34 protein-coding genes are annotated in these 26322 nt (G+C 69.1%); 31 read left to right on the top strand and 3 right to left on the bottom strand.

The genetic code is table 11. The features are described 5' to 3' along the window. The first annotated feature begins 2 nt into the window (after window positions 1–2). The 27 genes from rplP to ACH4OA_RS20090 all read left to right on the top strand — a co-directional run bounded on the left by rplP (window position 3) and on the right by ACH4OA_RS20090 (window position 18368). Window positions 3–422, top strand: coding sequence for a 50S ribosomal protein L16 (gene rplP, locus ACH4OA_RS19960; RefSeq protein ID WP_009190136.1), 420 nt, complete (start codon window positions 3–5; stop codon window positions 420–422). After that, window positions 422–646, top strand: coding sequence for a 50S ribosomal protein L29 (gene rpmC, locus ACH4OA_RS19965; RefSeq protein WP_007494763.1), 225 nt, complete (start codon window positions 422–424; stop codon window positions 644–646). The genes rplP and rpmC overlap by 1 nt, the downstream gene beginning before the upstream one ends. Then, window positions 643–927 carry a 30S ribosomal protein S17 gene (rpsQ, locus tag ACH4OA_RS19970; protein WP_365873964.1) on the top strand — a complete coding sequence of 95 codons (285 nt, stop codon included), beginning with the start codon at window positions 643–645 and terminating at the stop codon, window positions 925–927. The genes rpmC and rpsQ overlap by 4 nt, the downstream gene beginning before the upstream one ends. A gap of 96 nt (window positions 928–1023) precedes the next feature. Next, complete coding sequence (rplN, locus tag ACH4OA_RS19975; RefSeq protein ID WP_003998823.1) at window positions 1024–1392, top strand: 50S ribosomal protein L14; 369 nt, start codon at window positions 1024–1026, stop codon at window positions 1390–1392. 2 nt (window positions 1393–1394) lie between these two features. Beyond that, entirely contained in the window at window positions 1395–1718 is a 324-nt protein-coding gene (gene rplX, locus ACH4OA_RS19980; RefSeq protein WP_365873966.1) for a 50S ribosomal protein L24, read from the top strand. After that, window positions 1718–2275, top strand: a complete 558-nt coding sequence (rplE, locus tag ACH4OA_RS19985; RefSeq protein WP_030345436.1) for a 50S ribosomal protein L5 — start codon at window positions 1718–1720, stop codon at window positions 2273–2275. Before rplX ends, rplE begins: the two co-directional genes overlap by 1 nt. Before the next feature lie 5 nt (window positions 2276–2280). After that, window positions 2281–2466 carry a type Z 30S ribosomal protein S14 gene (locus tag ACH4OA_RS19990; protein ID WP_003948630.1) on the top strand — a complete coding sequence of 62 codons (186 nt, stop codon included), beginning with the start codon at window positions 2281–2283 and terminating at the stop codon, window positions 2464–2466. 244 nt (window positions 2467–2710) lie between these two features. After that, window positions 2711–3109 carry a 30S ribosomal protein S8 gene (rpsH, locus tag ACH4OA_RS19995; RefSeq protein ID WP_014674378.1) on the top strand — a complete coding sequence of 133 codons (399 nt, stop codon included), beginning with the start codon at window positions 2711–2713 and terminating at the stop codon, window positions 3107–3109. Window positions 3110–3133: 24 nt separating this feature from the next. Further along, window positions 3134–3673: a 50S ribosomal protein L6 gene (gene rplF / locus ACH4OA_RS20000; RefSeq protein WP_397938279.1), complete on the top strand. Its 540-nt coding sequence runs from the start codon at window positions 3134–3136 to the stop codon at window positions 3671–3673. A 3-nt stretch (window positions 3674–3676) separates the two neighbouring features. After that, a complete protein-coding gene (rplR, locus tag ACH4OA_RS20005) occupies window positions 3677–4060 on the top strand; it encodes a 50S ribosomal protein L18 (protein ID WP_365873971.1) in 384 nt (127 codons plus the stop codon). Window positions 4061–4096: 36 nt separating this feature from the next. Next, window positions 4097–4702, top strand: a complete 606-nt coding sequence (gene rpsE / locus ACH4OA_RS20010) for a 30S ribosomal protein S5 (RefSeq protein WP_324936594.1) — start codon at window positions 4097–4099, stop codon at window positions 4700–4702. A 2-nt stretch (window positions 4703–4704) separates the two neighbouring features. Further along, complete coding sequence (rpmD, locus tag ACH4OA_RS20015; protein ID WP_003998814.1) at window positions 4705–4887, top strand: 50S ribosomal protein L30; 183 nt, start codon at window positions 4705–4707, stop codon at window positions 4885–4887. Between the two features lie 2 nt (window positions 4888–4889). Next, window positions 4890–5345, top strand: a complete 456-nt coding sequence (rplO, locus tag ACH4OA_RS20020) for a 50S ribosomal protein L15 (protein WP_301972792.1) — start codon at window positions 4890–4892, stop codon at window positions 5343–5345. Window positions 5346–5534: 189 nt separating this feature from the next. After that, window positions 5535–6848 (top strand): preprotein translocase subunit SecY, encoded by a 1314-nt coding sequence (gene secY / locus ACH4OA_RS20025; RefSeq protein ID WP_365873975.1) that lies wholly within the window; start codon window positions 5535–5537, stop codon window positions 6846–6848. Further along, window positions 6848–7510 carry an adenylate kinase gene (locus tag ACH4OA_RS20030; RefSeq protein ID WP_397970003.1) on the top strand — a complete coding sequence of 221 codons (663 nt, stop codon included), beginning with the start codon at window positions 6848–6850 and terminating at the stop codon, window positions 7508–7510. The genes secY and ACH4OA_RS20030 overlap by 1 nt, the downstream gene beginning before the upstream one ends. A gap of 100 nt (window positions 7511–7610) precedes the next feature. Continuing rightward, window positions 7611–8447, top strand: a complete 837-nt coding sequence (gene map, locus ACH4OA_RS20035) for a type I methionyl aminopeptidase (protein ID WP_365873979.1) — start codon at window positions 7611–7613, stop codon at window positions 8445–8447. Window positions 8448–8598: 151 nt separating this feature from the next. After that, on the top strand, window positions 8599–8820 hold the full coding sequence (gene infA / locus ACH4OA_RS20040; RefSeq protein ID WP_003948620.1) for a translation initiation factor IF-1: 222 nt from the start codon (window positions 8599–8601) through the stop codon (window positions 8818–8820). A 60-nt stretch (window positions 8821–8880) separates the two neighbouring features. Continuing rightward, window positions 8881–8994 carry a 50S ribosomal protein L36 gene (gene rpmJ, locus ACH4OA_RS20045; protein ID WP_003998809.1) on the top strand — a complete coding sequence of 38 codons (114 nt, stop codon included), beginning with the start codon at window positions 8881–8883 and terminating at the stop codon, window positions 8992–8994. Between the two features lie 189 nt (window positions 8995–9183). Beyond that, complete coding sequence (gene rpsM / locus ACH4OA_RS20050; protein WP_067240336.1) at window positions 9184–9564, top strand: 30S ribosomal protein S13; 381 nt, start codon at window positions 9184–9186, stop codon at window positions 9562–9564. A 65-nt stretch (window positions 9565–9629) separates the two neighbouring features. Then, entirely contained in the window at window positions 9630–10034 is a 405-nt protein-coding gene (gene rpsK, locus ACH4OA_RS20055; protein ID WP_003956432.1) for a 30S ribosomal protein S11, read from the top strand. Between the two features lie 145 nt (window positions 10035–10179). Then, window positions 10180–11202, top strand: coding sequence for a DNA-directed RNA polymerase subunit alpha (locus ACH4OA_RS20060; RefSeq protein WP_003966937.1), 1023 nt, complete (start codon window positions 10180–10182; stop codon window positions 11200–11202). A gap of 128 nt (window positions 11203–11330) precedes the next feature. Further along, window positions 11331–11822, top strand: coding sequence for a 50S ribosomal protein L17 (gene rplQ / locus ACH4OA_RS20065; RefSeq protein ID WP_365873982.1), 492 nt, complete (start codon window positions 11331–11333; stop codon window positions 11820–11822). Window positions 11823–11894: 72 nt separating this feature from the next. Continuing rightward, window positions 11895–12758, top strand: coding sequence for a tRNA pseudouridine(38-40) synthase TruA (gene truA / locus ACH4OA_RS20070; RefSeq protein ID WP_397946702.1), 864 nt, complete (start codon window positions 11895–11897; stop codon window positions 12756–12758). Window positions 12759–13143: 385 nt separating this feature from the next. Beyond that, window positions 13144–14562, top strand: a complete 1419-nt coding sequence (locus ACH4OA_RS20075; protein ID WP_397970111.1) for a glycosyltransferase family 2 protein — start codon at window positions 13144–13146, stop codon at window positions 14560–14562. Next, the gene (locus tag ACH4OA_RS20080) at window positions 14562–15578 is read left to right on the top strand and encodes a glycoside hydrolase family 26 protein (protein WP_397970004.1); all 1017 of its coding nucleotides are present in this window, start codon (window positions 14562–14564) and stop codon (window positions 15576–15578) included. The genes ACH4OA_RS20075 and ACH4OA_RS20080 overlap by 1 nt, the downstream gene beginning before the upstream one ends. Continuing rightward, window positions 15578–17587 (top strand): glycosyltransferase family 39 protein, encoded by a 2010-nt coding sequence (locus ACH4OA_RS20085; protein ID WP_397970006.1) that lies wholly within the window; start codon window positions 15578–15580, stop codon window positions 17585–17587. The genes ACH4OA_RS20080 and ACH4OA_RS20085 overlap by 1 nt, the downstream gene beginning before the upstream one ends. Window positions 17588–17624: 37 nt before the next feature. After that, window positions 17625–18368, top strand: a complete 744-nt coding sequence (locus ACH4OA_RS20090) for a polyprenol monophosphomannose synthase (RefSeq protein ID WP_397938268.1) — start codon at window positions 17625–17627, stop codon at window positions 18366–18368. A gap of 91 nt (window positions 18369–18459) precedes the next feature. On the opposite strand, the gene ACH4OA_RS20095 is transcribed toward ACH4OA_RS20090, so the two are convergent. Further along, window positions 18460–19338, bottom strand: coding sequence for a hypothetical protein (locus ACH4OA_RS20095; protein ID WP_397970007.1), 879 nt, complete (start codon window positions 19336–19338; stop codon window positions 18460–18462). Between the two features lie 268 nt (window positions 19339–19606). Here ACH4OA_RS20095 and rplM point away from each other — a divergent pair, with 268 nt between their 5' ends. The 3 genes from rplM to glmM all read left to right on the top strand — a co-directional run bounded on the left by rplM (window position 19607) and on the right by glmM (window position 22181). Then, window positions 19607–20050 (top strand): 50S ribosomal protein L13, encoded by a 444-nt coding sequence (gene rplM, locus ACH4OA_RS20100; protein ID WP_365873994.1) that lies wholly within the window; start codon window positions 19607–19609, stop codon window positions 20048–20050. 42 nt (window positions 20051–20092) lie between these two features. Then, a complete protein-coding gene (gene rpsI / locus ACH4OA_RS20105; protein ID WP_003998795.1) occupies window positions 20093–20605 on the top strand; it encodes a 30S ribosomal protein S9 in 513 nt (170 codons plus the stop codon). A gap of 217 nt (window positions 20606–20822) precedes the next feature. Beyond that, entirely contained in the window at window positions 20823–22181 is a 1359-nt protein-coding gene (gene glmM, locus ACH4OA_RS20110) for a phosphoglucosamine mutase (RefSeq protein ID WP_397938264.1), read from the top strand. Window positions 22182–22244: 63 nt separating this feature from the next. Here the strand turns inward: glmM and ACH4OA_RS20115 are convergent, their stop codons facing one another. After that, the gene (locus ACH4OA_RS20115) at window positions 22245–23174 is read right to left on the bottom strand and encodes a DUF389 domain-containing protein (RefSeq protein WP_397938262.1); all 930 of its coding nucleotides are present in this window, start codon (window positions 23172–23174) and stop codon (window positions 22245–22247) included. 22 nt (window positions 23175–23196) lie between these two features. Next, the gene (coaA, locus tag ACH4OA_RS20120; protein WP_397970113.1) at window positions 23197–24165 is read right to left on the bottom strand and encodes a type I pantothenate kinase; all 969 of its coding nucleotides are present in this window, start codon (window positions 24163–24165) and stop codon (window positions 23197–23199) included. 179 nt (window positions 24166–24344) lie between these two features. On the opposite strand from coaA, the gene glmS reads away from it, so the two are divergent. Next, window positions 24345–26192: a glutamine--fructose-6-phosphate transaminase (isomerizing) gene (gene glmS, locus ACH4OA_RS20125; RefSeq protein WP_397938260.1), complete on the top strand. Its 1848-nt coding sequence runs from the start codon at window positions 24345–24347 to the stop codon at window positions 26190–26192. Window positions 26193–26322: the final 130 nt, after the last annotated feature.

Below are 26322 nucleotides of genomic sequence, written 5' to 3' on the forward strand. Positions count from 1 at the left end.
TCATGCTGATCCCCCGTAGGGTCAAGCACCGCAAGCAGCACCACCCGAAGCGCAACGGTATGTCCAAGGGTGGAACGCAGGTTGCGTTCGGCGAGTACGGCATCCAGGCGCTGACCCCGGCCTACGTCACGAACCGCCAGATCGAGGCGGCTCGTATCGCGATGACCCGTCACATCAAGCGTGGCGGCAAGGTCTGGATCAACATCTACCCGGACCGTCCCCTCACCAAGAAGCCGGCCGAGACCCGCATGGGTTCCGGTAAGGGTTCGCCGGAGTGGTGGATCGCCAACGTCAAGCCCGGACGTGTGATGTTCGAGCTGTCGTACCCCAACGAGAAGATCGCCCGTGAGGCGCTGACTCGTGCGGCCCACAAGCTGCCGATGAAGTGCCGGATCGTCAAGCGCGAGGCAGGTGAAGCGTGATGTCGGCCGGTACCAAGGCGTCCGAGCTGCGCGAGCTGGGCAACGAGGAGCTTCTGGCGAAGCTCCGCGAGGCCAAGGAAGAGCTGTTCAACCTCCGCTTCCAGGCGGCCACGGGTCAGCTCGAAAACCACGGTCGGCTGAAGGCCGTCCGTAAGGACATCGCGCGGATCTACACCCTGATGCGCGAGCGTGAGCTGGGCATCGAAACGGTGGAGAACGCATGAGCGAGAGCAACGTGACTGAGAACAAGGAAGCGCGCGGCTTCCGCAAGACCCGCGAGGGTCTGGTCGTCAGCGACAAGATGGACAAGACCGTCGTCGTCGCCGTCGAGGACCGTGTCAAGCACGCGCTGTACGGCAAGGTCATCCGCCGTACGAACAAGCTCAAGGCGCACGACGAGCAGAACGCCGCGGGTGTCGGCGACCGTGTCCTCCTCATGGAGACCCGGCCGCTGTCCTCGACGAAGCGCTGGCGCGTCGTAGAGATCCTCGAGAAGGCCAAGTAATTCCTGCGGGGCAGACCCCGCAGGTCAGTTCCGCCAGGCTCCGGGGGCCGCTGAGAGGCGGCCCCCGGGGAACCGGCAGACGATCAGGAGATAGACGTGATCCAGCAGGAGTCGCGACTGCGTGTCGCCGACAACACTGGTGCGAAGGAGATCCTTTGCATCCGTGTGCTCGGTGGCTCCGGTCGCCGCTACGCGGGCATCGGTGACGTCATCGTCGCCACCGTCAAGGACGCGATCCCCGGTGGCAACGTGAAGAAGGGTGACGTCGTCAAGGCGGTCATCGTTCGCACCGTCAAGGAGCGCCGCCGTCCGGACGGCTCGTACATCCGCTTCGACGAGAACGCCGCCGTCATTCTGAAGAACGACGGCGACCCTCGCGGCACCCGCATCTTCGGCCCGGTGGGCCGGGAGCTGCGCGAGAAGAAGTTCATGAAGATCATCTCGCTCGCGCCGGAGGTGCTGTAAGCATGAAGATCAAGAAGGGCGACCTGGTCCAGGTCATCACCGGCAAGGACAAGGGCAAGCAGGGCAAGGTCATTGCCGCTTACCCGCGCGAGGACCGTGTCCTGGTCGAGGGTGTCAACCGGGTCAAGAAGCACACGAAGGCCGGTCCGACGGCCGGCGGCTCCCAGGCCGGCGGCATCGTGACCACCGAGGCGCCGATCCACGTCTCCAACGTCCAGCTGGTCGTGGAGAAGGACGGCAACAAGGTCGTCACGCGTGTCGGCTACCGCTTCGACGAAGAGGGCAACAAGATCCGCGTTGCCAAGCGGACGGGTGAGGACATCTGATGGCTACCACCACCACTCCGCGCCTGAAGCAGAAGTACCGCGAGGAGATCGCGGGCAAGCTGCGTGACGAGTTCAAGTACGAGAACGTCATGCAGGTTCCCGGCCTCGTCAAGATCGTGGTCAACATGGGTGTCGGCGACGCCGCCCGTGACTCGAAGCTGATCGAGGGCGCGATCCGCGACCTGACCACCATCACCGGTCAGAAGCCGGCCGTCACCAAGGCCCGCAAGTCCATCGCGCAGTTCAAGCTGCGCGAGGGTCAGCCGATCGGTGCCCATGTCACGCTCCGTGGCGACCGCATGTGGGAGTTCCTGGACCGCACCCTGTCGCTGGCGCTCCCGCGCATCCGCGACTTCCGCGGCCTGTCCCCGAAGCAGTTCGACGGCCGTGGCAACTACACCTTCGGTCTCACGGAGCAGGTCATGTTCCACGAGATCGACCAGGACAAGATCGACCGCGTCCGGGGTATGGACATCACCGTGGTGACCACGGCGACCAACGACGAAGAGGGCCGTGCCCTTCTCCGTCACCTCGGCTTCCCGTTCAAGGAGGCGTGAGCGAGATGGCGAAGAAGGCTCTCATCGCGAAGGCTGCTCGCAAGCCCAAGTTCGGTGTGCGTGGCTACACCCGCTGCCAGCGCTGCGGTCGTCCGCACTCCGTCTACCGCAAGTTCGGCCTCTGCCGCGTGTGCCTTCGTGAGATGGCTCACCGCGGCGAGCTGCCGGGCGTGACCAAGAGCTCCTGGTAATCCCTGACCACAGGGATTCTGGGACCTCTCGGTAAGCAAACCGGACCGGCAGGGCCCGGCACCCGCATGCCTTAGGCTTGTGGGGTTGGGCTCTGCCGCCCCGGATCGCCCGCGGACATCCGTCCGCTGAAAGATTGCTTACTACGCCGTAGGTCCCCGCGCCGCACCCGTCCCGTCTGCAGAAGTACGGGGAGAGGGATGGCGCATATAGGAAACCCCGGCGAGAAAGGCCACAGGCCAATTCATGACCATGACTGATCCGATCGCAGACATGCTGACGCGTCTGCGGAACGCGAACTCGGCGTACCACGACTCGGTGTCGATGCCGCACTCCAAGATCAAGTCTCACATCGCGGAGATCCTCCAGCAGGAGGGCTTCATCACGGGCTGGAAGGTCGAGGACGCCGAGGTCGGCAAGAACCTCGTCCTGGAGCTGAAGTTCGGCCCCAACCGTGAGCGCTCCATCGCGGGCATCAAGCGGATCTCCAAGCCCGGTCTCCGGGTGTACGCGAAGTCCACCAACCTGCCGAAGGTGCTCGGCGGCCTGGGCGTGGCGATCATCTCCACGTCGCACGGGCTCCTCACCGACAAGCAGGCCGGCAAGAAGGGCGTGGGTGGGGAAGTCCTCGCCTACGTCTGGTAGCAGAAGGGAACGGAGGAAACAGCTATGTCGCGCATCGGCAAGCTCCCCATCGCGGTTCCCGCCGGCGTGGACGTCACCATCGACGGCCGGACGGTTTCGGTCAAGGGCCCCAAGGGCTCGCTGACCCACACCGTTGCCGCGCCCATCGACATCGCTAAGGGCGAGGACGGCACCCTCCAGGTGACGCGCCCGAACGACGAGCGTCAGAGCAAGGCCCTGCACGGCCTCTCGCGCACGCTGGTGGCGAACATGATCACCGGCGTGACCCAGGGTTACGTGAAGAAGCTCGAAATCAGCGGTGTCGGTTACCGAGTGACCGCCAAGGGTTCCAACCTGGAGTTCGCTCTCGGTTACAGCCACCCGATCGTCGTCGAGGCCCCCGAGGGCATCACCTTCAAGGTGGAGAACCCGACCCGTTTCTCGGTCGAGGGCATCGACAAGCAGAAGGTCGGCGAGGTTGCGGCCAACATCCGCAAGCTGCGCAAGCCCGACCCGTACAAGGCCAAGGGCGTCAAGTACGAGGGCGAAGTCATCCGCCGCAAGGTCGGAAAGGCGGGTAAGTAAGCCATGGCATACGGGCAGAAGATCCTCAAGGGCGACGCCTACAAGCGCGCCGCGATCAAGCGCCGTCACATCCGGATCCGCAAGAAGGTGTCCGGTTCGGCGGAGCGCCCCCGTCTGGTCGTGACCCGCTCCAACCGCCACATCGTGGCGCAGGTGATCGACGACCTGAAGGGCCACACCCTGGCGTCGGCGTCCACTCTGGACGCGTCGATCCGCGGTGGCGAGGGCGACAAGTCCGCGCAGGCCAAGCAGGTCGGCGCCCTGGTCGCCGAGCGTGCCAAGGCCGCCGGTGTCGAGGCCGTCGTGTTCGACCGAGGCGGCAACCAGTACGCCGGGCGCATCGCCGCCCTGGCGGACGCCGCCCGCGAGGCCGGGCTCAAGTTCTGAGCCGCTTGTAGCTAGCGGAAAGAGAGAGGTAATCCAATGGCTGGACCCCAGCGCCGCGGAAGCGGTGCCGGTGGCGGCGAGCGGCGGGACCGGAAGGGCCGTGACGGCGGCGCTGCTGCCGCCGAGAAGACCGCGTACGTCGAGCGCGTCGTCGCGATCAACCGCGTCGCCAAGGTTGTGAAGGGTGGTCGTCGCTTCAGCTTCACCGCGCTGGTCGTGGTGGGCGACGGTGACGGCACCGTGGGTGTCGGATACGGCAAGGCCAAGGAGGTGCCGGCCGCCATCGCCAAGGGCGTTGAGGAGGCCAAGAAGCACTTCTTCAAGGTCCCCCGCATCCAGGGCACCATCCCGCACCCGATCCAGGGTGAGAAGGCGGCCGGTGTCGTGCTGCTCAAGCCGGCGTCGCCGGGTACCGGTGTGATCGCCGGTGGTCCGGTGCGTGCCGTGCTCGAGTGCGCCGGTATCCACGACGTGCTGTCGAAGTCGCTCGGCTCCGACAACGCGATCAACATCGTGCACGCGACCGTTGCGGCCCTCAAGGGCCTGCAGCGTCCCGAGGAGATCGCGGCCCGCCGCGGTCTGCCCCTGGAGGACGTCGCTCCTGCGGCCCTGCTGCGTGCGCGTGCCGGGGCGGGTGCGTAATCATGGCGCAGCTCAAGATCACGCAGGTCAAGTCCTACATCGGCAGCAAGCAGAACCACCGTGACACTCTGCGGTCGCTTGGTCTCAAGGGGATCAACACCGTGGTCGTCAAGGAGGATCGTCCCGAGTTCCGCGGCATGGTGCACACCGTCCGCCACCTCGTGACGGTCGAGGAGGTCGACTGATCATGGCGGAGAACAACCCGCTCAAGATCCACAACCTCCGTCCCGCCCCCGGCGCCAAGACCGCCAAGACCCGTGTCGGTCGTGGTGAGGCGTCGAAGGGTAAGACGGCCGGTCGTGGTACCAAGGGCACGAAGGCCCGCTACCAGGTTCCGGAGAGCTTCGAGGGTGGCCAGATGCCGCTCCACATGCGTCTCCCGAAGCTGAAGGGCTTCAAGAACCCGTTCAAGACCGAGTACCAGGTCGTGAACCTCGACAAGCTGGCCGCGCTCTACCCCGAGGGTGGCGAGGTCACCGTCGAGGGCCTGGTGGCCAAGGGTGCCGTTCGCAAGAACAGCCTCGTCAAGGTCCTCGGCCAGGGCGAGATCTCCGTGGCGCTGCAGGTGACGGTCGACGCCGTCTCCGGCTCCGCCAAGGAGAAGATCGCCGCTGCCGGCGGCACGGTCACCGAGCTCGTCTGAGTCCTTCGGACGACGCCTCGATGATGTAGACGATCCCGACCGGGGATACCTCACAATGAGGTATCCCCGGTTGGTCGTTCCTAGGGGGGCAGTGTCGCCGGTATGGTGGCCTGCACTGTTCTTTTTCGTATTCGTCGAACCTCAGACCGTCACCCTTGACGCAGTTGCGCGGGGGTCGCAGGAGGCACCGTGCTCACCGCGTTCGCCCGGGCGTTCAGGACGCCCGACCTGCGCAAGAAGCTGCTCTTCACGCTGGGCATCATCGTGGTCTACCGCGTCGGTACCCACATCCCGATCCCCGGCGTCAACTACCAGGCCGTCCAGCAGTGTGTGACCGAGGCGCAGGGCAACCAGGGCCTGTTCGGCCTCGTGAACATGTTCAGTGGCGGCGCCCTGCTGCAGATCACGGTCTTCGCGCTCGGCATCATGCCGTACATCACGGCCAGCATCATCCTTCAGCTGCTGACCGTGGTCATCCCGCGCCTGGAAGCCCTGAAGAAGGAGGGCCAGGCGGGCACGGCGAAGATCACGCAGTACACCCGTTACCTCACCGTGGCGCTCGCGATCCTCCAGGGCACCGGTCTGGTCGCCACCGCCCGCAGCGGCGCCCTCTTCAACGGCTGCTCGGTCGCCACGAGCATCGTCCCGGACCAGGCGATCTTCACGACCATCACCATGGTCATCTGCATGACCGCCGGCACCGCCGTCGTGATGTGGCTCGGCGAGCTGGTCACCGACCGCGGCATCGGCAACGGCATGTCGATCCTGATGTTCATCTCGATCGCCGCGACCTTCCCGTCCGCGCTGTGGGCCATCAAGAAGCAGGGCACGCTGGCCGGCGGCTGGATCGAGTTCGGCACGGTCATCGCGGTGGGCCTGGTCATGGTCGGGCTCGTCGTCTTCGTCGAGCAGGCCCAGCGCCGCATCCCGGTGCAGTACGCCAAGCGGATGATCGGCCGCCGCTCCTATGGCGGTACGTCCACGTACATCCCGCTCAAGGTGAACCAGGCGGGTGTGATCCCGGTCATCTTCGCCTCCTCGCTGCTCTACATCCCGGCGCTCGTGGCGCAGTTCGCGGGAGGCAAGTCGGGCTGGAAGACCTGGATCGAGCAGAACCTCACCAAGGGCGACCACCCGATTTACATCACTACGTACTTCTTGCTCATCGTTTTCTTCGCGTTCTTCTACGTCGCTATCTCCTTCAACCCCGAGGAAGTAGCCGACAACATGAAGAAGTATGGTGGCTTCATCCCGGGCATCCGGGCTGGCCGACCGACCGCTGAGTACCTGAGCTACGTGCTCAACCGGATCACCTGGCCGGGTTCGCTGTATCTGGGTCTGATCGCTCTCGTACCGACAATGGCGTTGGTGGGCTTCGGGGCAAGCCAGAACTTCCCGTTCGGCGGGACCAGCATCCTCATCATCGTGGGTGTCGGCCTCGAGACGGTGAAGCAGATCGAGAGCCAGCTCCAGCAGCGCAATTACGAAGGGTTCCTCCGCTGATGCGTATCGTCCTCGTCGGGCCGCCGGGTGCCGGTAAGGGAACGCAAGCCGTCCGGCTCGCAGAGAAGCTGGCCATCCCGCACATCTCCACGGGAGACCTGTTCCGGGCCAACATCAGCCGGCAGACGGAGCTGGGCCGACTGGCGAAGTCCTACATGGACGCCGGAAACCTCGTCCCGGACGAGGTGACCATCGCGATGGCCAAGGACCGGATGGAGCAGCCGGACGCGGCCCAGGGCTTCCTGCTGGACGGCTTCCCGCGCAACGTGCAGCAGGCCGGCGCGCTGGACGAGCTGCTGCGCACGGAGCGCATCACGCTGGACGCCGTGCTCGACCTGGAGGTCCCCGAGGACGAGGTCGTCAAGCGGATCGCCGGCCGGCGCATCTGCCGCAACGACTCGGCGCACGTCTTCCACGTGACCTACAGCCCGCCGAAGCGGGACGGCGTCTGCGACGTGTGCGGCGGCGAGCTGTACCAGCGCGACGACGACTCCGAGGACACCGTCCGCAAGCGGCTCGAGGTCTACCACACGCAGACCGAGCCGATCATCGACTACTACAAGGCGCAGGGCCTGGTCGTCACGATCTCCTCCCTGGGCCCGGTGGACGAGATCACGCAGCGGGCCCTGGAGGCCCTCAAGCGCGAGAAGGCCGAGAAGTAGCTCCCGGCCCTCCCGGCCGCGGTGCCCTCCCTGGGCGCCGCGGCCGTACTGTTGTACAGGTACACCCAGCCGACGTGAGTGACGGAGAGCGCAGGCCCCCATGGTGCAGATCAAGACCCCCGAGCAGATCGCGAAGATGCGGGCGGCGGGCCTGGTCGTAGCCGCCATCCACGCGGCCACGCGCGAGGCCGCGGTGCCCGGCGCGACCACCCGGGACCTGGACGAGGTGGCCCGCAAGGTGCTCGCCGAGCACGGCGCCAAGTCGAACTTCCTCGGCTACGGCGGCTTCCCGGCCACCATCTGCACCTCCGTGAACGACGTCGTGGTGCACGGCATCCCCTCCGACGACGTCGTCCTCAAGGACGGCGACATCATCTCCGTCGACTGCGGCGCGATCGTCGACGGCTGGCACGGCGACGCGGCCTACACGGCGTTCGTGGGCTCCGGGCACGCCCCGGAGCTGATCGAGCTGTCCCGGGTGACCGAGGAGTCGATGTGGGCCGGCATCGCGGCCATGAAGCAGGGCAACCGCCTGGTCGACATCTCCCGGGCGGTCGAGACGTACATCCGCCGCCAGCCCAAGCCGGGCGGCGGCCGGTACGGGATCATCGAGGACTACGGCGGCCACGGCATCGGCACCGAGATGCACATGGACCCGCACCTGCTGAACTACGTCGACCGCCGCCGCGGCAAGGGCCCCAAGCTGGTGCCCGGCTTCTGCCTGGCGATCGAGCCGATGGTCTCGCTCGGCACCCCGAAGACCGAGGTCCTCTCCGACGACTGGACGGTCATCACGACCGACGGCACCTGGTCCTCGCACTGGGAGCACTCCGTCGCCCTGACCGAGCAGGGCCCGCTGGTCCTGACGGCTCCCGACGGCGGCCGGGCCAAGCTGGCCGAGTACGGCGTCACGGCCGCTCCGGACCCGCTCGCATAGGGATCACCCCGTTGGGGCAGACTTCCTCGATTCGCCTTTCCGGGTGCGCCGACGTAGACTGACTCGTCGGCTCTTGTGCACCCGCATGCCTGCATGCTCACAAACGGTGCACGTCAGAGTCGATCAAGGTAGTCGATTCGAAGGGCGAAGCGTGGCCAAGAAGCAAGGTGCCATCGAGATCGAGGGCACTGTCGTCGAGTCTCTTCCGAACGCCATGTTCAAGGTCGAGCTCCAGAACGGCCACCAGGTCCTGGCACACATCAGCGGCAAGATGCGTATGCACTACATCCGCATCCTCCCTGACGACCGGGTCGTGGTGGAGCTGTCTCCGTACGACCTGACGCGTGGCCGGATCGTCTACCGGTACAAGTAGATCTTGCCCGAGCCCCGGGCCCGCCCGGAGCGCTGGCACTGACCCGGAGAACCTCACCCCATGAAGGTCAAGCCGAGCGTCAAGAAGATCTGCGACAAGTGCAGGGTGATCCGCCGTCACGGCCGGGTCATGGTCATCTGCGAGAACCCGCGCCACAAGCAGCGCCAGGGCTGACGCACGACCACCCTCTGCACCGCTATCGCAGAGTTTCGCGCGACGCGAGCTGAATATGTTCATACGCAGAACCCGAGCGGTCCAGCTCGACACCCCCGGTTCGGAGGCCGGGGACCCGGTTCGTACCTAGTACGGCGGCCGGGAGCCGGTTCTGTGGAAGACCTCCGAAGATTCACCAGGAGCCATTGAATGGCACGCGTTTCCGGTGTCGACATCCCGCGCGAAAAGCGCGTGGAGATCGCGCTCACCTACGTGTTCGGCATCGGCCGGACCCTTTCCAAGGAGACGCTGGCTGCGACCGGCGTCGACCCGAACACCCGCGTCCGCGACCTGACGGAAGAGCAGCTCGTCGCGATCCGCGAGTACGTCGACAACAACATCAAGACCGAGGGTGACCTCCGTCGCGAGATCCAGGCCGACATCCGCCGCAAGGTCGAGATCGGTACCTACCAGGGTCTCCGTCACCGTCGCGGTCTGCCCGTCCGCGGTCAGCGCACCAGCACCAACGCCCGTACCCGCAAGGGCCCGCGTCGCGCCATCGCCGGCAAGAAGAAGCCGGGCAAGAAGTAGTCCGCAGCGGACACCTGTCCACGGTCTTCGCTGTAGGACCGACCACCTCCCGTAGGAGTTAATAGATGCCCCCCAAGGGTCGTCAGGGCGCTGCCAAGAAGGTGCGCCGCAAGGAAAAGAAGAACGTCGCTCACGGCCACGCGCACATCAAGAGCACGTTCAACAACACGATCGTCTCGATCACGGACCCGTCCGGCAACGTGATCTCCTGGGCCTCCGCCGGCCACGTCGGCTTCAAGGGCTCCCGGAAGTCCACGCCGTTCGCCGCGCAGATGGCCGCCGAGTCGGCCGCCCGTCGCGCGCAGGAGCACGGCATGCGCAAGGTCGACGTGTTCGTGAAGGGCCCGGGCTCCGGTCGCGAGACCGCGATCCGCTCCCTCCAGGCCACGGGTCTCGAGGTCGGCTCCATCCAGGACGTCACCCCGACCCCGCACAACGGCTGCCGTCCGCCGAAGCGCCGCCGCGTCTGAGGCTCCGGCTGTCTGTGGTCCCGGGCGGTACGGCTCTTTCGGGTCGTGCCGCCCGTACCCTTGCAGTACCCGCGCTTTTCACCGGGCGCGGTTTCCGTCGGGCGTCAAATAGCGGGCGTCCACGAAAGAAGGATCTGATCCACACATGCTGATCGCTCAGCGTCCCTCGTTGACCGAAGAGGTCGTCGACGAATTCCGCTCCCGGTTCGTGATCGAGCCGCTGGAGCCGGGCTTCGGCTACACCCTCGGCAACTCCCTGCGCCGTACCCTCCTGTCCTCGATCCCCGGTGCCGCCGTCACCAGCATCCGGATCGACGGCGTGCTGCACGAGTTCACCACCGTGCCGGGCGTCAAGGAGGACGTCACCGACCTGATCCTCAACATCAAGCAGCTGGTCGTCTCCTCGGAGCACGACGAGCCGGTCGTGATGTACCTGCGCAAGCAGGGCCCGGGTCTGGTCACCGCCGCCGACATCGCGCCGCCGGCCGGTGTCGAGGTGCACAACCCCGACCTCGTCCTCGCCACGCTCAACGGCAAGGGCAAGCTGGAGATGGAGCTGACCGTCGAGCGCGGTCGCGGTTACGTCTCCGCCGTGCAGAACAAGCAGGTGGGCCAGGAGATCGGCCGTATCCCGGTCGACTCCATCTACTCGCCGGTTCTCAAGGTCACCTACAAGGTCGAGGCCACGCGTGTCGAGCAGCGCACCGACTTCGACAAGCTGATCGTCGACGTCGAGACCAAGCAGGCGATGCGTCCGCGTGACGCCATGGCCTCCGCGGGCAAGACGCTGGTCGAGCTGTTCGGTCTCGCCCGCGAGCTGAACATCGACGCCGAGGGCATCGACATGGGTCCGTCCCCGACGGACGCCGCGCTCGCCGCCGACCTCGCGCTGCCGATCGAGGAGCTGGAACTCACCGTCCGCTCCTACAACTGCCTCAAGCGTGAGGGCATCCACTCCGTGGGCGAGCTGGTCGCCCGCTCCGAGGCCGACCTGCTGGACATCCGCAACTTCGGTGCGAAGTCCATCGACGAGGTCAAGGCGAAGCTGGCCGGCATGGGCCTGGCCCTGAAGGACAGCCCGCCCGGATTCGACCCGACCGCCGCCGCGGACGCCTTCGGCGCCGACGACGACGCGGACGCCGGGTTCGTGGAGACCGAGCAGTACTGAGGCTCTCCCCGAGCGTTTTCCGGGAGCGACCCCCGCGGGCCGTTCCCGGATCTCCGACAGACAACCGTCTGCTCGGATACTGACTCCGGTACCTGATACGGCCGGGGCAGACACACAGGAGAAAGAACATGCCGAAGCCCACCAAGGGTGCCCGTCTGGGCGGCGGCGCCGCGCACGAGAAGCTCCTCCTCGCGAACCTGGCGAAGAGCCTCTTCGAGCACGGCCGCATCACCACCACCGAGGCGAAGGCCCGCCGCCTGCGGCCGTACGCCGAGCGTCTGATCACCAAGGCGAAGAAGGGCGACCTTCACAACCGCCGCCAGGTGCTCCAGGTCATCACGGACAAGAGCATCGTCCACACGCTCTTCACCGAGATCGGCCCGCGCTACGAGAACCGTCCCGGTGGCTACACCCGCATCACCAAGATCGGTAACCGCCGTGGCGACAACGCGCCCATGGCCGTCATCGAGCTGGTCGAGGCGCTGACGGTGCAGCAGAACGCCGTGGGCGAGGCCGAGGCCGCCACCAAGCGCGCGGTCAAGGAGTCCGAGGAGGCCAAGGTCGAGGAGACCAAGGCCGAGGAGACCGAGGCTCCGGCCGAGGAGTCCAAGGACGCCTGAGGCTCCGCCTGACGTGAAGCGGGTCCGCCCTTCGGGGCGGGCCCGCTTTCGCGTACTTGAGAGGATGTTTCCGTGAGTGACGAAGTACAGCCCGGGCATGTCCGTATCCGTCTCGACCTCTCCTATGACGGCACCGCCTTCCACGGCTGGGCCAAGCAGGCCGGCGGCAAGCGGACCGTGCAGGGCGAGATCGAGGACGCGCTGCGTACGGTGACGCGGTCGACGCAGACGTACGAGCTGACCGTGGCCGGGCGGACCGACGCCGGGGTGCACGCCCGCGGGCAGGTGGCGCACGTGGATCTGCCGGCCGGGCTGTGGGCCGAGCACCGCGAGAAGCTGCTGAAGCGTCTTGCCGGGCGGCTGCCGAAGGACGTGCGGGTGTGGCGGCTGGCCGAGGCGCCGGCCGGGTTCAACGCCCGGTTCTCGGCCGTCTGGCGGCGGTACGCCTACCGGGTCACCGACCACCCGGGCGGGGTCGACCCGCTGCTGCGCGGCCATGTCCTGTGGCACGACTGGCCGCTCGACGTGGACGCCATGAACGAGGCCGCCCGGGCGCTGCTCGGCGAGCACGACTTCGCCGCCTACTGCAAGCGGCGCGACGGCGCGACCACGATCCGTACGCTCCAGGAACTGAGCCTGGTCCGGGACGGCGACGGGGTCATCACCGCGACCGTGCGGGCCGACGCCTTCTGCCACAACATGGTGCGGTCGCTGATCGGCGCGCTGCTGTTCGTCGGGGACGGGCACCGGGGGCCCGAGTGGCCGGGGAAGGTGCTGGCCGCGGGGGTGCGGGACTCCGCCGTGCATGTCGTACGGCCGCACGGGCTGACGCTGGAGGAGGTCGGCTATCCGGCCGACGAGCTGCTGGCGGCCCGGAACAAGGAGGCACGCAACCGGCGATCCTTGCCCTCAAGCCCGGGTTGCGAAACCTGTTAGTTACGTTCCTTTTCGCTCCGCTTATGCCCCATGTCGGAACTTACCGGGTGTAAACCGACGTAACGGCCCTTACGCGTTTCATACCTCTCGGATACAGTTGCGCCTCCCGGCCAGAGGTTCGAACAGGGGTGGCCGGGGTTGGCTGGGGGGTCGACGGGTCGCATGCGACCCGGGGTGGGACAACGGAATGACATCAGTGGGTCCCGTGCGGACCGGGGGGCGTCGCGCGGTGCGGCCGGGCGGCGGGCGGCGACGGGCCGGGCGGGGCGGGAACGCCGCGCTGGGACTGCTCCCGCTCCCGCCGACGGACAAGGAGAAGTACTCCTACGCGCACCGGCACCTGTGGATCCTGACGATCAGCTCGCTGATCAGCTTCTGCTGCCTGGTGGTGAGTCAGTTCAAGCTGGCGGCGTCCACCCCGGTGCTGTGGATCTACACGCCGCTGCTCGTGTTCACGGTCGTCTACTACCTGGTGTCGCTGCGCGTGAACGGCTTCACCCGGGACTTCGACATCGCCCACCACCGGCGGCTGGTGCAGGGGTGGCGGCCCGCGGTGTACCCCACCGTGGACGTGTTCCTGCCGGTGTGCGGCGAGCCCATCGAGGTGCTGCACAACACCTGGCGGCATGTGCGGGCGATGGCCGACCGGTATCCCGGGGTCTGTGTGCCGTTCGTGCTCGACGACGGCGCGAGCCCCGAACTGGCGGCCATGGCCCGGGACTTCGGGTTCCGCTACGGCACCCGGGAGAACCGGGGCTGGTTCAAGAAGGCCGGCAACCTGCACTTCGGCTTCGCCCGGTCCGACGGCGAGTTCATCCTCATCCTGGACGCGGACTTCACCCCGCGCGCCGACCTGCTGGAGGAGCTGCTGCCGTACCTGGAGGACGATCCCCGGATCGGCATCGTCCAGTCCCCGCAGTACTTCCGCGTGCTCGACTCCCAGAACTGGATCGAGCGCGGCGCGGGCGCGGTGCAGGAGCTGTTCTACCGCTCCGTGCAGGTGTCCCGGCAGGGCAGCGACGGCGCCATCTGCGTCGGCTCCTGCGCGGTCTACCGGCGGGCGGCCCTGGAGACCAACGGCGGCACCACGCTGATCGAGCACTCCGAGGACGTGCACACCGGCTTCGACCTGCGCGGGCTCGGCTGGGACCTGCGGTACGTGCCGGTCGCGGTGTCCACCGGCGTCTGCCCGGACACCGCTGGCGCCTTCTTCAACCAGCAGTACCGCTGGTGCTCGGGCTCCATGAGCCTGCTCGGCAGCAGCAAGTTCTGGCAGCGCAGGATCAAGCTGTCCAGCCGGCTGTGCTACATGTCCGGGTTCTTCTACTACATCCACACCGCGCTGTTCACCTTCGCGGCCCCGGTCATCCCGATCGTGCTGCTGCTGGTGATGCCGGAGAAGCTGAAGGCCGAGCACCTGCTCCTGGTGCTGCCCAGCATCCTCTACACCACGATCGTCTTCCCGATGTGGCACCGGTCGCCGTACCGGCTGGAGGCGTGGGCGGCCCGGATGATGTACGGCTGGGCGCACGTCTTCGCCATCTGGGACATCCTGCGCAAGAACCGCATGGGCTGGCAGCCGACCGGTTCCTCCGGCGCCAAGAAGAACAAGACCCGGCGGTTCTGGATCGGCATGTGGGCGTGGAGCGGCGGCACGGCGCTGGTCTGGGTCACCGCGGCGGTGTACCGGACGTTCACCATGCACGCCCCGGACTTCGCCCTGATCCTGTCCTCCGGGCTGTTCTACGCGCTGGTCGTCGGCCGCGTCCTGGTGCAGCCGCGGTCCGGGGCGGAGGCCGTCTGATGCGCCCGAGGCAACGATTCCGCAGGGTCCGCGCGGCCCTGGCCGGCGCCCTGGCCGGTGTCCTCGCGCTCGGCGGCTGCGGGCTGCTCGGCGACGACTCCGGCGGCTCGCCCGGCGCCGGCGCCGCCCCGCACACCGCGCAGAGCCCCGCCAAGGACATCCCGTACGACGTCACCCCGCTGCTGAAGCCCGCCAAGAAGTACCTCGGGGTGGCGGTGCCCGGCGCGCCGACCTCCATGAAGAACGTCGACGTGTACGCGCGCCGGACCGGCAGGCAGCCCAACCTGGTCGAGTACTACGCCGGCTGGGGCGACGGCTTCGACGCCAGCGGGGTGCGCCGGGCCTGGGCCGAGGGCGCGCTGACCCTGATGTCCTGGGAGCCCTTCCGCACCCCGCTCACCGACATCGCGGCGGGGCGGTCCGACGGGTACATCAAGGCGTACGCGGCCTCGGTCCGCCGGCTGAACCTGCCCGTGGTGATCGACTTCGCGGACGAGTTCAACGGCCACTGGGAGAAGTGGGGCACGGACGACGTGACCCCGGCCCAGTACGTGGCCGCCTGGCGGCACATCCACCAGACCTTCGTCGAGGCCAGCGCCACCAACGTCATCTGGGCCTGGGCGCCCAACATCGTCAACCCGGTCCGGAGCGTGCGGCTCCAGCCGTACTACCCGGGTGACGCCTACGTGGACTGGATCGGCCTGATCGGCTACTTCACGCTCGGCGAGGACAACTCCTTCGACGGCGTCTTCGGGCCGACCCGGGACCAGATCCGCACCTTCACCACGAAGCCGATGCTGTTGCTGGAGACCGCGGCCATGCCCGGCGAGCGGCGGCGGGCCGACGTCCGCAACCTGTTCGCGGGCGTCAAGGCCGACGACGACATGCTCGGCTTCGTCTGGTTCGACTACAAAAAGCGCGCCGACTGGCGGCTGGAGGCGAGTCCGCTGGCGCTCGAGGAGTTCAAGCGCCTGGCCGCCGACGACCGTTTCGGCTTCGACGTACGGAAGCCGTGATGAGCTCTCGACCCGAGTACTACACGCCGCAGCCCTTCGACCCGTACGCGGAGGAGGAGCAGCAGCAGGGCGGCTGGTTCAACTCCGACGGCTACATCCCGCGCCAGCCGCACGGCTACGACCCGCGACCACCGGAGCACGACCGGCAGCCGCAGGGGCACGACCGGCAGCCGCCGGGGCACGGGCAGCCGCAGGGCCATGACATCCCGCAGGACTACGCCCACGCGCCGGGTTACGACGTGCCGCAGGGCTACGGCCACGCGCCGGGCCTCGACGTGCCGCAGGAGTACGGCCACGCGCCGGGCCTCGACGTGCCGCAGGGGTACGAGCACCCGCAGGTGCACGGCGTCCCCCAGGGGTACGACGTGCCGCAGGACTACGGGTACGACCCGCGGACCTACCCCTACCAGCAGGCGGACGACCAGCCGGCGCCCGCCCCGCCGGCGGAGTCCGAGGAGCCGGCCGGGCCCGGCTACCACGTGCCCGAGACGCCCGAGGTCGGCTGGGACATGGCCGCGAGCCGGCGCCGCGCCTGGGTCAGCCGGGCCGTGCTGCTGTGCGTCCTCGCCGTCCAGGCGGTGCTCTCGCTGCGCCTGTCCAACACCGCGTTCCAGGACGAGGCCCTGTACCTGGCGGCCGGGCACGCCGAACTCCAGCACCTGCTGCACGGCACCCCGCTGCCCCTCGACTACGGCGCCTACTTCTCCGGCTCGCCGCAGCTGTACCCGGTGCTCGCCGCCGTCGCCGACGACGCCCTCGGGCTGACCGGCGCCCGCCTGCTGAGCCTGGCGTTCATGCTGGGCACCACCGGCCTGCTGTACTCGTTCAGCCGGCGGCTGTTCAACGAGCGGGCCGCGCTGGCCGGGGCGGCGCTCTTCGCCGTGGTGCAGTCGACCGTCGTCATGGGCTACTTCGCCACCTACGACGCCGCCGCGGTCTTCCTGCTGGCCCTGGCCACCTGGATCGTCGTCCGCACCGACCGGGCGCCCGTGCCCGCCGTGCTGCTCGCCGCGCCCGTGGCCGCCCTCGCCGTCGGCGTGAAGTACGCGGCCGCCCTGTACGTACCGACCATCATCGTGCTCGCGCTGCTCACCGGCCGGCCGCACAAGGGCCGCACGGCGTTCTGGCGGATGCTGCTGCTCGCGCTCGGCGTCGGCGTGCTGCTCGCGGCCGGCATGTACGGCACCGACCTGATGGACGGCGTCCGCAAGACCACCACCAACCGCGACCACGGCTCCGACGGCACCGCCTTCCTGCTGCGGCGGTCGGCGGAGTGGGGCGGGCTGATGTTCCTCACCGCCGTCGGCGGCGCGGTCTCCTACGTGCGGCGCAGCCGTATGAACGAGTCCCCGGCCGCCCTGCGGCTCGGCAGCCCCGGCCGCCGCCGGCGGGCCCTGCTCGGCCTGGTGCTGTGCGGCACGGCCCTGCTCGCGCCCGCCTACCAGGTGCACCTGGGGACCGTCGTCTCGCTGTTCAAGCACGTCGGCTTCGGCCTGCTCTTCGCCGCGCCGATGGCCGGCGTGGGCGTGACCCGGCTGATCGGCGCCCACTTCCGCTACCCCCAGCTCGGCATCATGCTGTGGACGGCGACGCTCTGCCTCGGCATCTCGCAGGCCGACTGGCGCTACGGCGTCTGGCCCGACTCCTCGAAGATGATCCAGGTCATCGGCTCCCACGTGGACGGCAAGGGCCACTACCTCGCCTCCACGCCCGAGGTGCCCGTCTACTACCTGCGCGACAAGACCAGCCACCGGCAGTGGCAGGGCGTCTTCGCCCTGGAGTACACGGACAAGAAGGGCACGTACCACCAGGGGGACGCGGCCTACCGCGCGGCGCTGCGCGACGGCGAGTTCGACCTCGTCGTCCTGGACGGCCTCACCAACCCCCGGGTGGACGACATCGTCGCGCACGCGGTCAAGGGCAACCGGCACTACCGGCTCCTCGCCGACCTGCCCTTCCGCAACTCCAGCGGTACCGGTCACTACCGCGTCTGGATCAAGACCGCCTGAGCGCGGGCCCGAAGCGAGAAAGGCGGGAGGGACAGCGATGGATCACGGCGAGACACGGGTCACCGTGGTGATGCCGACGTACAACGAGGCGGCGAACCTGCCGGGCATGGCCGAGGCCGTGCTCGGGCTGCCGCTGGACGGCCTCCGGCTGAAGGTCGTCGACGACTCCAGCCCGGACGGCACCGGGCGGATCGCCGAGGAACTGGCCGAAAAGTACAACGGCGGCGGCCGGCACCGGATGAGCGTGCTGCACCGCACCGAGAAGGACGGGCTGGGCCGGGCGTACACGGCCGGGATGTCCGCCGCGCTGGCGGAGGGCGCCGCCTACGTCGTCCAGATGGACGCCGACGGCAGCCACCCGGTGGACGCCGTGCCCCGCATGCTGGAGGCGGCGCTCGGCCGCGGCGCCGGTCTGGTGGTCGGCAGCAGGTACGTCGAGGGCGGTTCGCTGGACGAGCGGTGGGGCGCCCACCGGGTGCTGCTGTCCCGGTTCGCCAACCGCTACGCGCGCGCCATCCTGGGCACCGAGATCCAGGACATCACGGCCGGATTCAACCTGTGGGCGGCGGCGACCCTGCGGGACGTCGGCCTGGAGTCCGTGGACAGCGCCGGCTACAGCTTCCAGGTGGAGCTGAAGTACCGGGCCGTCCGGGCCGGGCACACGGCGGTGGAGGTCCCGATCCGCTTCACCGAGCGGACGGAGGGTGCCTCCAAGATGACGTTGCGCACCCAGTTGGAGTCGGCGGTGCTGCCGCTGCGGCTGCGGATGAAGCGCTATTAGCCGGCGCTCCGGGCCCGCCGGCGCTCCGGGCCGCTCGGCGGCCACCACGAAGGCTGCCGGCCACCGCCAGGGCCAGCGGTCGCCGCCGGCGTTACCGGCCGGTGGCAGCCGCCGCTTCGGCCTGCCCGCGGCGGTGGACCTGGTTCACGGTGAACTGGGCCAGGGCGTTGCCCGCGCCGAAGACGTCGGTGTCCTTCTTGGTGACGTCCTTGCCGCTGGTGAAGCCGGAGATCGTGAAGTAGGCGTAGCGGCCGTAGGCGTTGCGCGTGGAGCGGCAGAAGGCTCCGTCGCAGAACGGCTTGACGCCGCCGGTGCCGAACAGCGAGCGGACGATGCTGCGGTCGTCGGTCTGGGCCTTGGCCTTCGCGGCCCGCGTCGCGTCGTCGAAGACGGCGACGCCCACGGTGACCGAGATGCCGCCCTTGGTGTAGGTGACGCGCATCAGGCGGGTGCAGCCGTTGGCGCTGAGGATGCCCGGCAGGGTGCCGCCGGCGGCGGAGGCGCAGTTCGTGGTGTCGGCCGTGGCGCCCTTGCGGTACACGGCGTCGCCGAGCGTGAGCTGCTTGCCCGGGAAGAGGGTGTCGGGGCCGAGCGGGGCCGTGTCCTTCTTCGCGCTGGAGATGAAGTCCTCGGGATCCAGCGGCGGCGGCGCGCTGGTCGGCGCGAAGGACGGCGTTCCGCCGGCGGCCCCGGGGATGGAGGCGCTGGGGGGCAGGCTGCCGGGACCGGCCTGGGGGTCACCGCCGTCCGCGGAGACCACCGCCATGGCGACCGCCGTGCCTATCGCGGCCGTGGCGAGGACGCCGCCGGCTATGAAGAGCAGCTTGCGGCGCTTGTTCCGTGTCTCCGAGGCCTCGGCGAGCGCGGCCCAGTCGGGCGTCCCGTCGTCGGCTCCGCTGTTCCACGGCTGCTGGGAATGCGGTTTCCAGGGATCCCACTGAGACTGGGGTCCCCCCTGCCCGTAACTCATGGGGCGCATCTTAGACGGGGGGCCACCCGTGTGGGGTCCGCCGTCCGGCCCGCCTCGTTTTGACCCGTCCGGGGGCCGACAGGTAACCTACTTCTTCGTTGTGTATTGGCTTGCTCATTCTCACGGGACGGGCCCTTACACCGGTCCACCGGGCCGATGACCAGCGACCCCACGCACGCGGTTTGCGTCGCCGCCGTGGGTCAAGGCTGTCGTGATCGTTTCGGTGACCTTGTTTAGGACCATTCACTCGAAGCGAAGGCTACGAACCGTGCGTACGTACAGCCCCAAGCCCGGCGATGTGACGCGCCAGTGGCACGTCATCGACGCTCAGGACGTTGTCCTGGGTCGTCTCGCCACCACTGCTGCCACCCTCCTCCGGGGCAAGCACAAGCCGATCTACGCACCGCACGTCGACACTGGTGACTTCGTCATCATCATCAACGCCGACAAGGTGCACCTGTCCGGCAACAAGCGGACCCAGAAGATGGCGTACCGCCACTCCGGCTACCCGGGTGGTCTGCGCTCCGTCCGCTACGACGAGCTGCTCGACAAGAACCCCGAGAAGGCCATCGAAAAGGCCGTCAAGGGCATGCTCCCCAAGAACTCCCTGGGCCGTCAGATGCTCTCGAAGCTGAAGGTCTACAAGGGTGACCAGCACCCGCACGCTGCCCAGCAGCCGGTGCCGTTCGAGATCACCCAGGTCGCGCAGTAAGTCCGGCCACCCCCTAAGACTGAACAGAATCTGAGGAGAATCGTGGCCGAGACCACTGCCGAGCAGCCGCTCGAAGAGCTTGACATCGACAGCTACACCACCGAGTCCGAGGTTCCCGTCGAGGGCGAGTACACCTCGGAGTCCCTGGCCTCCCGCTTCGGCGAGCCCCAGCCGGCCGCCGGCCTGGGCCGCCGGAAGAACGCCATCGCCCGCGTCCGGATCGTCCCGGGCACCGGCAAGTGGAAGATCAACGGTCGCACCCTCGAGGACTACTTCCCGAACAAGGTGCACCAGCAGGAAGTCAACGAGCCGTTCAAGGTCCTGGAGCTCGAGGGCCGTTACGACGTCATCGCCCGCATCGCGGGTGGCGGTGTCTCCGGCCAGGCCGGTGCCCTCCGCCTCGGTGTCGCCCGTGCGCTGAACGAGGCGGACGTCGACAACAACCGCGGTCCGCTGAAGAAGGCCGGCTTCCTGCGCCGCGACGACCGCGCGGTCGAGCGGAAGAAGGCCGGTCTGAAGAAGGCCCGCAAGGCTCCGCAGTACAGCAAGCGCTAAGCTCGCTGCCTGCTCGTACGTGGTACGGGCTTCGGCCCCGCGTACTCCGAACGCCCCGGCGGCACGCCACACGTGCCCCCGGGGCGTTCGCTTATCTCAGCCAAGGGCGTATAACGGCACAAGACGCTCAAAGGCTTGTGTGATCGGAAGGCCGGGGCGCCTGCCACTCGACGCGGCGCGGTCCGCCTCCGACATCGATGCTTCCTCAGGAGGACAAGTGGGACGACTCTTCGGCACGGACGGCGTGCGCGGTGTCGCCAACGCGGATCTCACGGCCGAGCTGGCGCTCGGCCTCTCCGTCGCCGCGGCGCACGTGCTGGCCGAGGCGGGCACCTTCGAGGGCCACAAGCCGACGGCGGTCGTCGGACGGGACCCGCGCGCGTCCGGGGAGTTCCTGGAGGCGGCCGTGGTGGCCGGCCTGGCCAGCGCGGGCGTGGACGTCCTGCGGGTCGGCGTGCTGCCGACGCCCGCGGTGGCGCACCTGACCGGCGCGCTCGGCGCCGACCTCGGCGTGATGCTCTCCGCCAGCCACAACGCCATGCCGGACAACGGCATCAAGTTCTTCGCCCGCGGCGGCCACAAACTCGCCGACGAGCTGGAGGACCGGATCGAGGCGGTGTACGAGTCGCACCGGCACGGCGAGCCGTGGCAGCGCCCGACCGGCGCCGGCGTCGGCCGCGTACGGTCGTACGCCGAGGGCGCCGAGCAGTACATCGCCCATCTGCTGTCGGTGCTGCCCAACCGGCTCGACGGACTGAAGATCGTCCTGGACGAAGCGCACGGCGCGGCCTCGGGGGTCTCGCCGGAGGCGTTCTCCCGGGCGGGCGCCGAGGTCGTCACGATCGGCGCCGAACCGGACGGCCTCAACATCAACGACGGCTGCGGCTCGACCCATCTGGACAAGATCAAGGCCGCGGTCCTCGCACACGGCGCGGACCTCGGCATCGCGCACGACGGTGACGCCGACCGCTGCCTGGCCGTGGACCACACCGGCGAGGAGGTCGACGGCGACCAGATCCTCGCCGTGCTCGCGCTGTCCCTGCGGGAGAAGTCCGTGCTGCGGGCCGACACCGTCGTGGCCACCGTGATGTCCAACCTAGGCTTCAAGCTGGCGATGGAACGCGCGGGCATCCGGCTCGTGCAGACGGCCGTCGGCGACCGGTACGTGCTGGAGGAGATGAAGGAGCACGGCTACGCCCTCGGCGGCGAGCAGTCCGGGCACGTCATCATCCTCGACCACGCCACCACCGGTGACGGCACGCTGACCGGGCTGTTGCTGGCGGCGCGGGTCGCGGAGACCGGACGCCGGCTCGGCGAGCTGGCCTCCGTGATGGAGCGGCTGCCGCAGGTCCTCATCAACGTGCCGGACGTGGACAGGACGCGGGTGGGCACCTCCGCCGACCTGGCCGCCGCCGTCGCCGAGGCCGAGCGCGAACTCGGAGCCACCGGGCGGGTGTTGCTGCGCCCCTCCGGTACCGAGCCGCTGGTGCGGGTGATGGTCGAGGCCGCGGACATCGAGCAGGCCCGGTCCGTCGCCGGACGCCTGGCCGACGCGGTGAAGGCGGCGCTGGGCTAGTCCTGGGACAGGGCGCGGGACGGTGTGGCGCGGGCTCGTCCCGCGCCACACCGTCCCGCGCTCTCAGGCGTGCTGCCGCCGGCGCTGCCAGAAGAACTTCTGGGCCAGCAGCGTCAGCGTCCCGGCGACGACGATGCCCAGCAGGTTCAGCAGGAGCTGTTCCGAGGAGCGCAGGGCCTGGTGGGTGTCGCTGTAGACCAGGGCCACGGCCGCGTTGGCCGCCGCGGGCACGGTCGTCACCGAGATCGCCACGCCCACCAGGGCGCCCGACTTGGCGGAGGTCAGGGAGAGGGTGCCGGCGATGCCGGCGAGCACGGCCACGACGAACGAGAACCAGTCGGGGGCGTAGATGAAGCCGGTGTTGGGCCGGTCGCCCTCCAGCCGCGCCTTGCTGAACAGCCCGACGGCGTCCATCAGCAGGCTGAACCCGAAGGTCAGCGCCATGGCCGCGGCGAAGCCCGCCAGCAGCGCGAGCAACGAGCGCCAGGCCAGGCGCGGGTGACGCCGTACCAGGGCCGTGCAGATGCCGGCCAGCGGGCCGAACTCCGGGCCCACCGCCATCGCGCCCACGATCAGGATCGCGTTGTCCAGGACGACACCGCAGGCGGCGATCATCGTGGCCAGCGTGATGAACGCGAGGTAGGTGACCGTCAGCGTCGACTCCTCGTGGGTGGCCTCGACCAGGCCCTCCCAGAGCACCGCGTCCGCGCCCTCGCCGGGTGCGTCCCGCTCGGCCTCCTCGGCCCGCCGGGACAGCGACAGGCCGATGTCGTCCACGGCGACCGAGCCGGTCTCGGCCAGGCCCAGCCGGCGCAGCCCGGCGATGAGTCCGTCCCCCGCCTCGCGCGCCACGTCGCACAGCACGAGGTCCCCGGCGGGGTCGCGTGCGGCGCCGGGGAGCACCACCAGGTGGGCCGTGCCCACCGTCTTCTCGATCAGGCGGACCACGTCGTCGGTCGTGTCCGCCGGAGTGATCAGGCGCAGATGCAGCATGGCGCCCATCCAACCGGACCGGTCACAGCTTGCGCAGCCGCAGCCGCTGCACCTTGTGGTCCGGGCCCTTGCGCACGATGAGGGTGGCCCGGCCGCGGGTGGGCGCGATGTTCTCCACCAGGTTCGGCTTGTTGATGGTCCGCCAGAGCATGCGCGCGTAGTCGAGGGCCTCCTCCTCGGAGACCTGGGTGTACTTGCGGAAGTACGACGACGGGTCCTGGAAGGCCGTCCGGCGCAGCTTCCCGAAGCGGCTGAGGTACCAGCGCTCGATGTCCTCGGCGCTCGCGTCGACGTACACGCTGAAGTCGAAGTAGTCGGCGAGTCCGACCCGGGTGCGGCCGTCCTTGCCGGGCAGGGCGGGCTGGAGGACGTTCAGGCCCTCCACGATCAGGATGTCCGGGCGGCGGACCGTGAGCCGCTCGTCCGGGACGATGTCGTAGATGAGGTGGGAGTAGACCGGCGCGGACACCTCGCCCTTGCCGGCCTTGATGTCGGCGACGAACCGGGTGAGGGCCCGGCGGTCGTAGGACTCGGGGAATCCCTTGCGCGCCATCAGGCCGCGTGCCTCCAGCTCCCGGGTGGGCAGCAGGAAGCCGTCCGTCGTCACCAGCTCCACCCGCGGGTGTTCGGGCCAGCGGGACAGCAGGGCCTGGAGCAGCCGGGCCACCGTGGACTTGCCCACGGCCACCGAACCGGCGACCCCTATGACGAACGGGGTGCCGGACTGGGAGCCCTTCTCCCCGAGGAAGGTGTTCAGCGCGCCGCGGAGGCCGTCGGTGGCGCCGACGTAGAGGTTGAGGAGCCGGGAGAGCGGGAGGTAGATGTCCCGCACCTCGTCCAGGTCGATCACGTCGCCGAGACCGCGCAGCTTCTCCACCTCCTCGGCGGTGAGTGGCAGCGGCGTCTTGTCACGCAGCGCGCTCCACTCGGCGCGGGTGAGATCGACGTATGGAGTCGCCTCCGGCCTGTGCCGGTGGGCGCTCCGGGGCATCGAGGAGACCGGTGAGATCACAGTCCATTGTTAACGGAGTCTGAACGGGACGGCGGGGTGGGGTGTGTCACGTGTACGGGCACGGAGTGCGTCGCGGGTCTTCGTGCGGCGGTGGGAAATTCTGAAATCGGGCAGGATGAGGGCGTTTCTGATCGGTTCCGGCGCTTAGGCTGCCGCTCATGTGCGGAATCGTGGGATACGTAGGGTCACAGTCGGCGCTCGATGTCGTGATGGCCGGGCTGAAGCGGCTGGAGTACCGCGGGTACGACTCGGCCGGTGTCGCCGTACTCGCGGACGGCGGGCTGGCCGCCGCGAAGCGGGCCGGGAAGCTGGTCAACCTGGAGAAGGAACTGGCCGAACGGCCGCTGCCGGCCGGTTCCACCGGGATCGGGCACACCCGCTGGGCCACCCACGGCGGTCCCACGGACGGCAACGCGCACCCGCACCTGGACAACGCCGGCCGGGTCGCGGTGGTCCACAACGGCATCATCGAGAACTTCGCGGTGCTGCGCGCGGAACTCGCCGGGCGCGGGCACGAGCTGACCTCCGAGACGGACACCGAGGTCGTCGCCCACCTGCTGGCCGAGGAGTTCTCCTCCTGCGCGGACCTCGCCGAGGCCATGCGGCTGGTGTGCCGCCGGCTGGAGGGCGCGTTCACGCTGGTCGCGGTGGTCGCCGACGAGCCGGACGTGGTGGTCGGCGCCCGCCGCAACTCGCCGCTGGTGGTGGGCGTCGGCGAGGGCGAGGCGTTCCTCGCCTCCGACGTCGCCGCGTTCATCGCCCACACCCGCTCCGCGGTCGAACTGGGCCAGGACCAGGTGGTGGAGCTGCGCCGGGACGGCGTCACGGTGACCGGCTTCGACGGCCGGCCCGCCGAGGTCCGCTCGTACCACGTGGACTGGGACGCCTCCGCCGCCGAGAAGGGCGGCTACGACTACTTCATGCTCAAGGAGATCGCCGAGCAGCCCAAGGCCGTCGCCGACACCCTGCTCGGACGCATCGACCCGGCCGGCTCGCTGACCCTGGACGAGGTGCGCATCAGCCCCTCCGAACTGCGCGAGATCGACAAGGTCGTCATCGTCGCCTGCGGTACGGCCTTCCACGCCGGCCTGATCGCCAAGTACGCCATCGAACACTGGACCCGCATCCCCTGCGAGGTCGAGCTGGCCAGCGAGTTCCGCTACCGCGACCCGATCCTGGACGGCCGCTCCCTGGTGATCGCCATCTCCCAGTCCGGCGAGACCATGGACACCCTGATGGCGCTGCGGCACGCCCGCGAGCAGGGCTCCAAGGTGCTGGCGATCTGCAACACCAACGGCTCGACGATCCCCCGCGAGTCCGACGCGGTGCTCTACACCCACGCGGGCCCCGAGGTCGCCGTCGCCTCCACCAAGGCGTTCCTGACCCAGCTGGTCGCCTGCTACCTCGTCGCGCTGTACCTCGGCCAGGTGCGCGGCACCAAGTGGGGCGACGAGATCCAGGCGGTCGTCAGGGACCTGTCCCGCATCTCCGAGGAGGTCGACCGGGTCCTGGAGACCATGGAGCCGGTACGGGAGCTGGCGCGGACCCTCGCGACGAAGGACACGGTGCTCTTCCTCGGCCGGCACGTGGGCTACCCGGTGGCCCTCGAAGGCGCGCTCAAACTGAAGGAACTGGCGTACATGCACGCCGAGGGCTTCGCCGCGGGCGAGCTGAAGCACGGCCCGATCGCACTGATCGAGGAGGACCTGCCGGTGGTGGTGGTCGTACCGTCGCCGCGCGGCCGGTCCCTGCTGCACGACAAGATCGTGTCCAACATCCAGGAGATCCGCGCGCGCGGCGCCCGCACCATCGTGATCGCGGAGGAGGGCGACGAGACGGTGGTCCCCTACGCCGACCACCTGATCCGCATCCCGGCCACGCCGACCCTGCTCCAGCCGCTGGTGGCCACCGTGCCGTTGCAGGTCTTCGCGTGCGAGCTGGCGACGGCGCGCGGCAACGAGGTGGACCAGCCGAGGAACCTGGCGAAGTCCGTCACGGTGGAGTGAGGGCACGCCGGAGCGAGGGGGCGGGGGGGGGGGGGGGGGGGGCGCCCCCCCCCCCCGCCCCGCCCCCCCCCCCCCCCCCCCCGGCCCGCCCCCCCCCCCCCCCGGGGGCGCCCCCCCCCCCGGGGGGGGA

This window comes from Streptomyces sp. NPDC017095, assembly GCF_044332325.1.
Classification (GTDB): Bacteria; Actinomycetota; Actinomycetes; order Streptomycetales; family Streptomycetaceae; genus Streptomyces.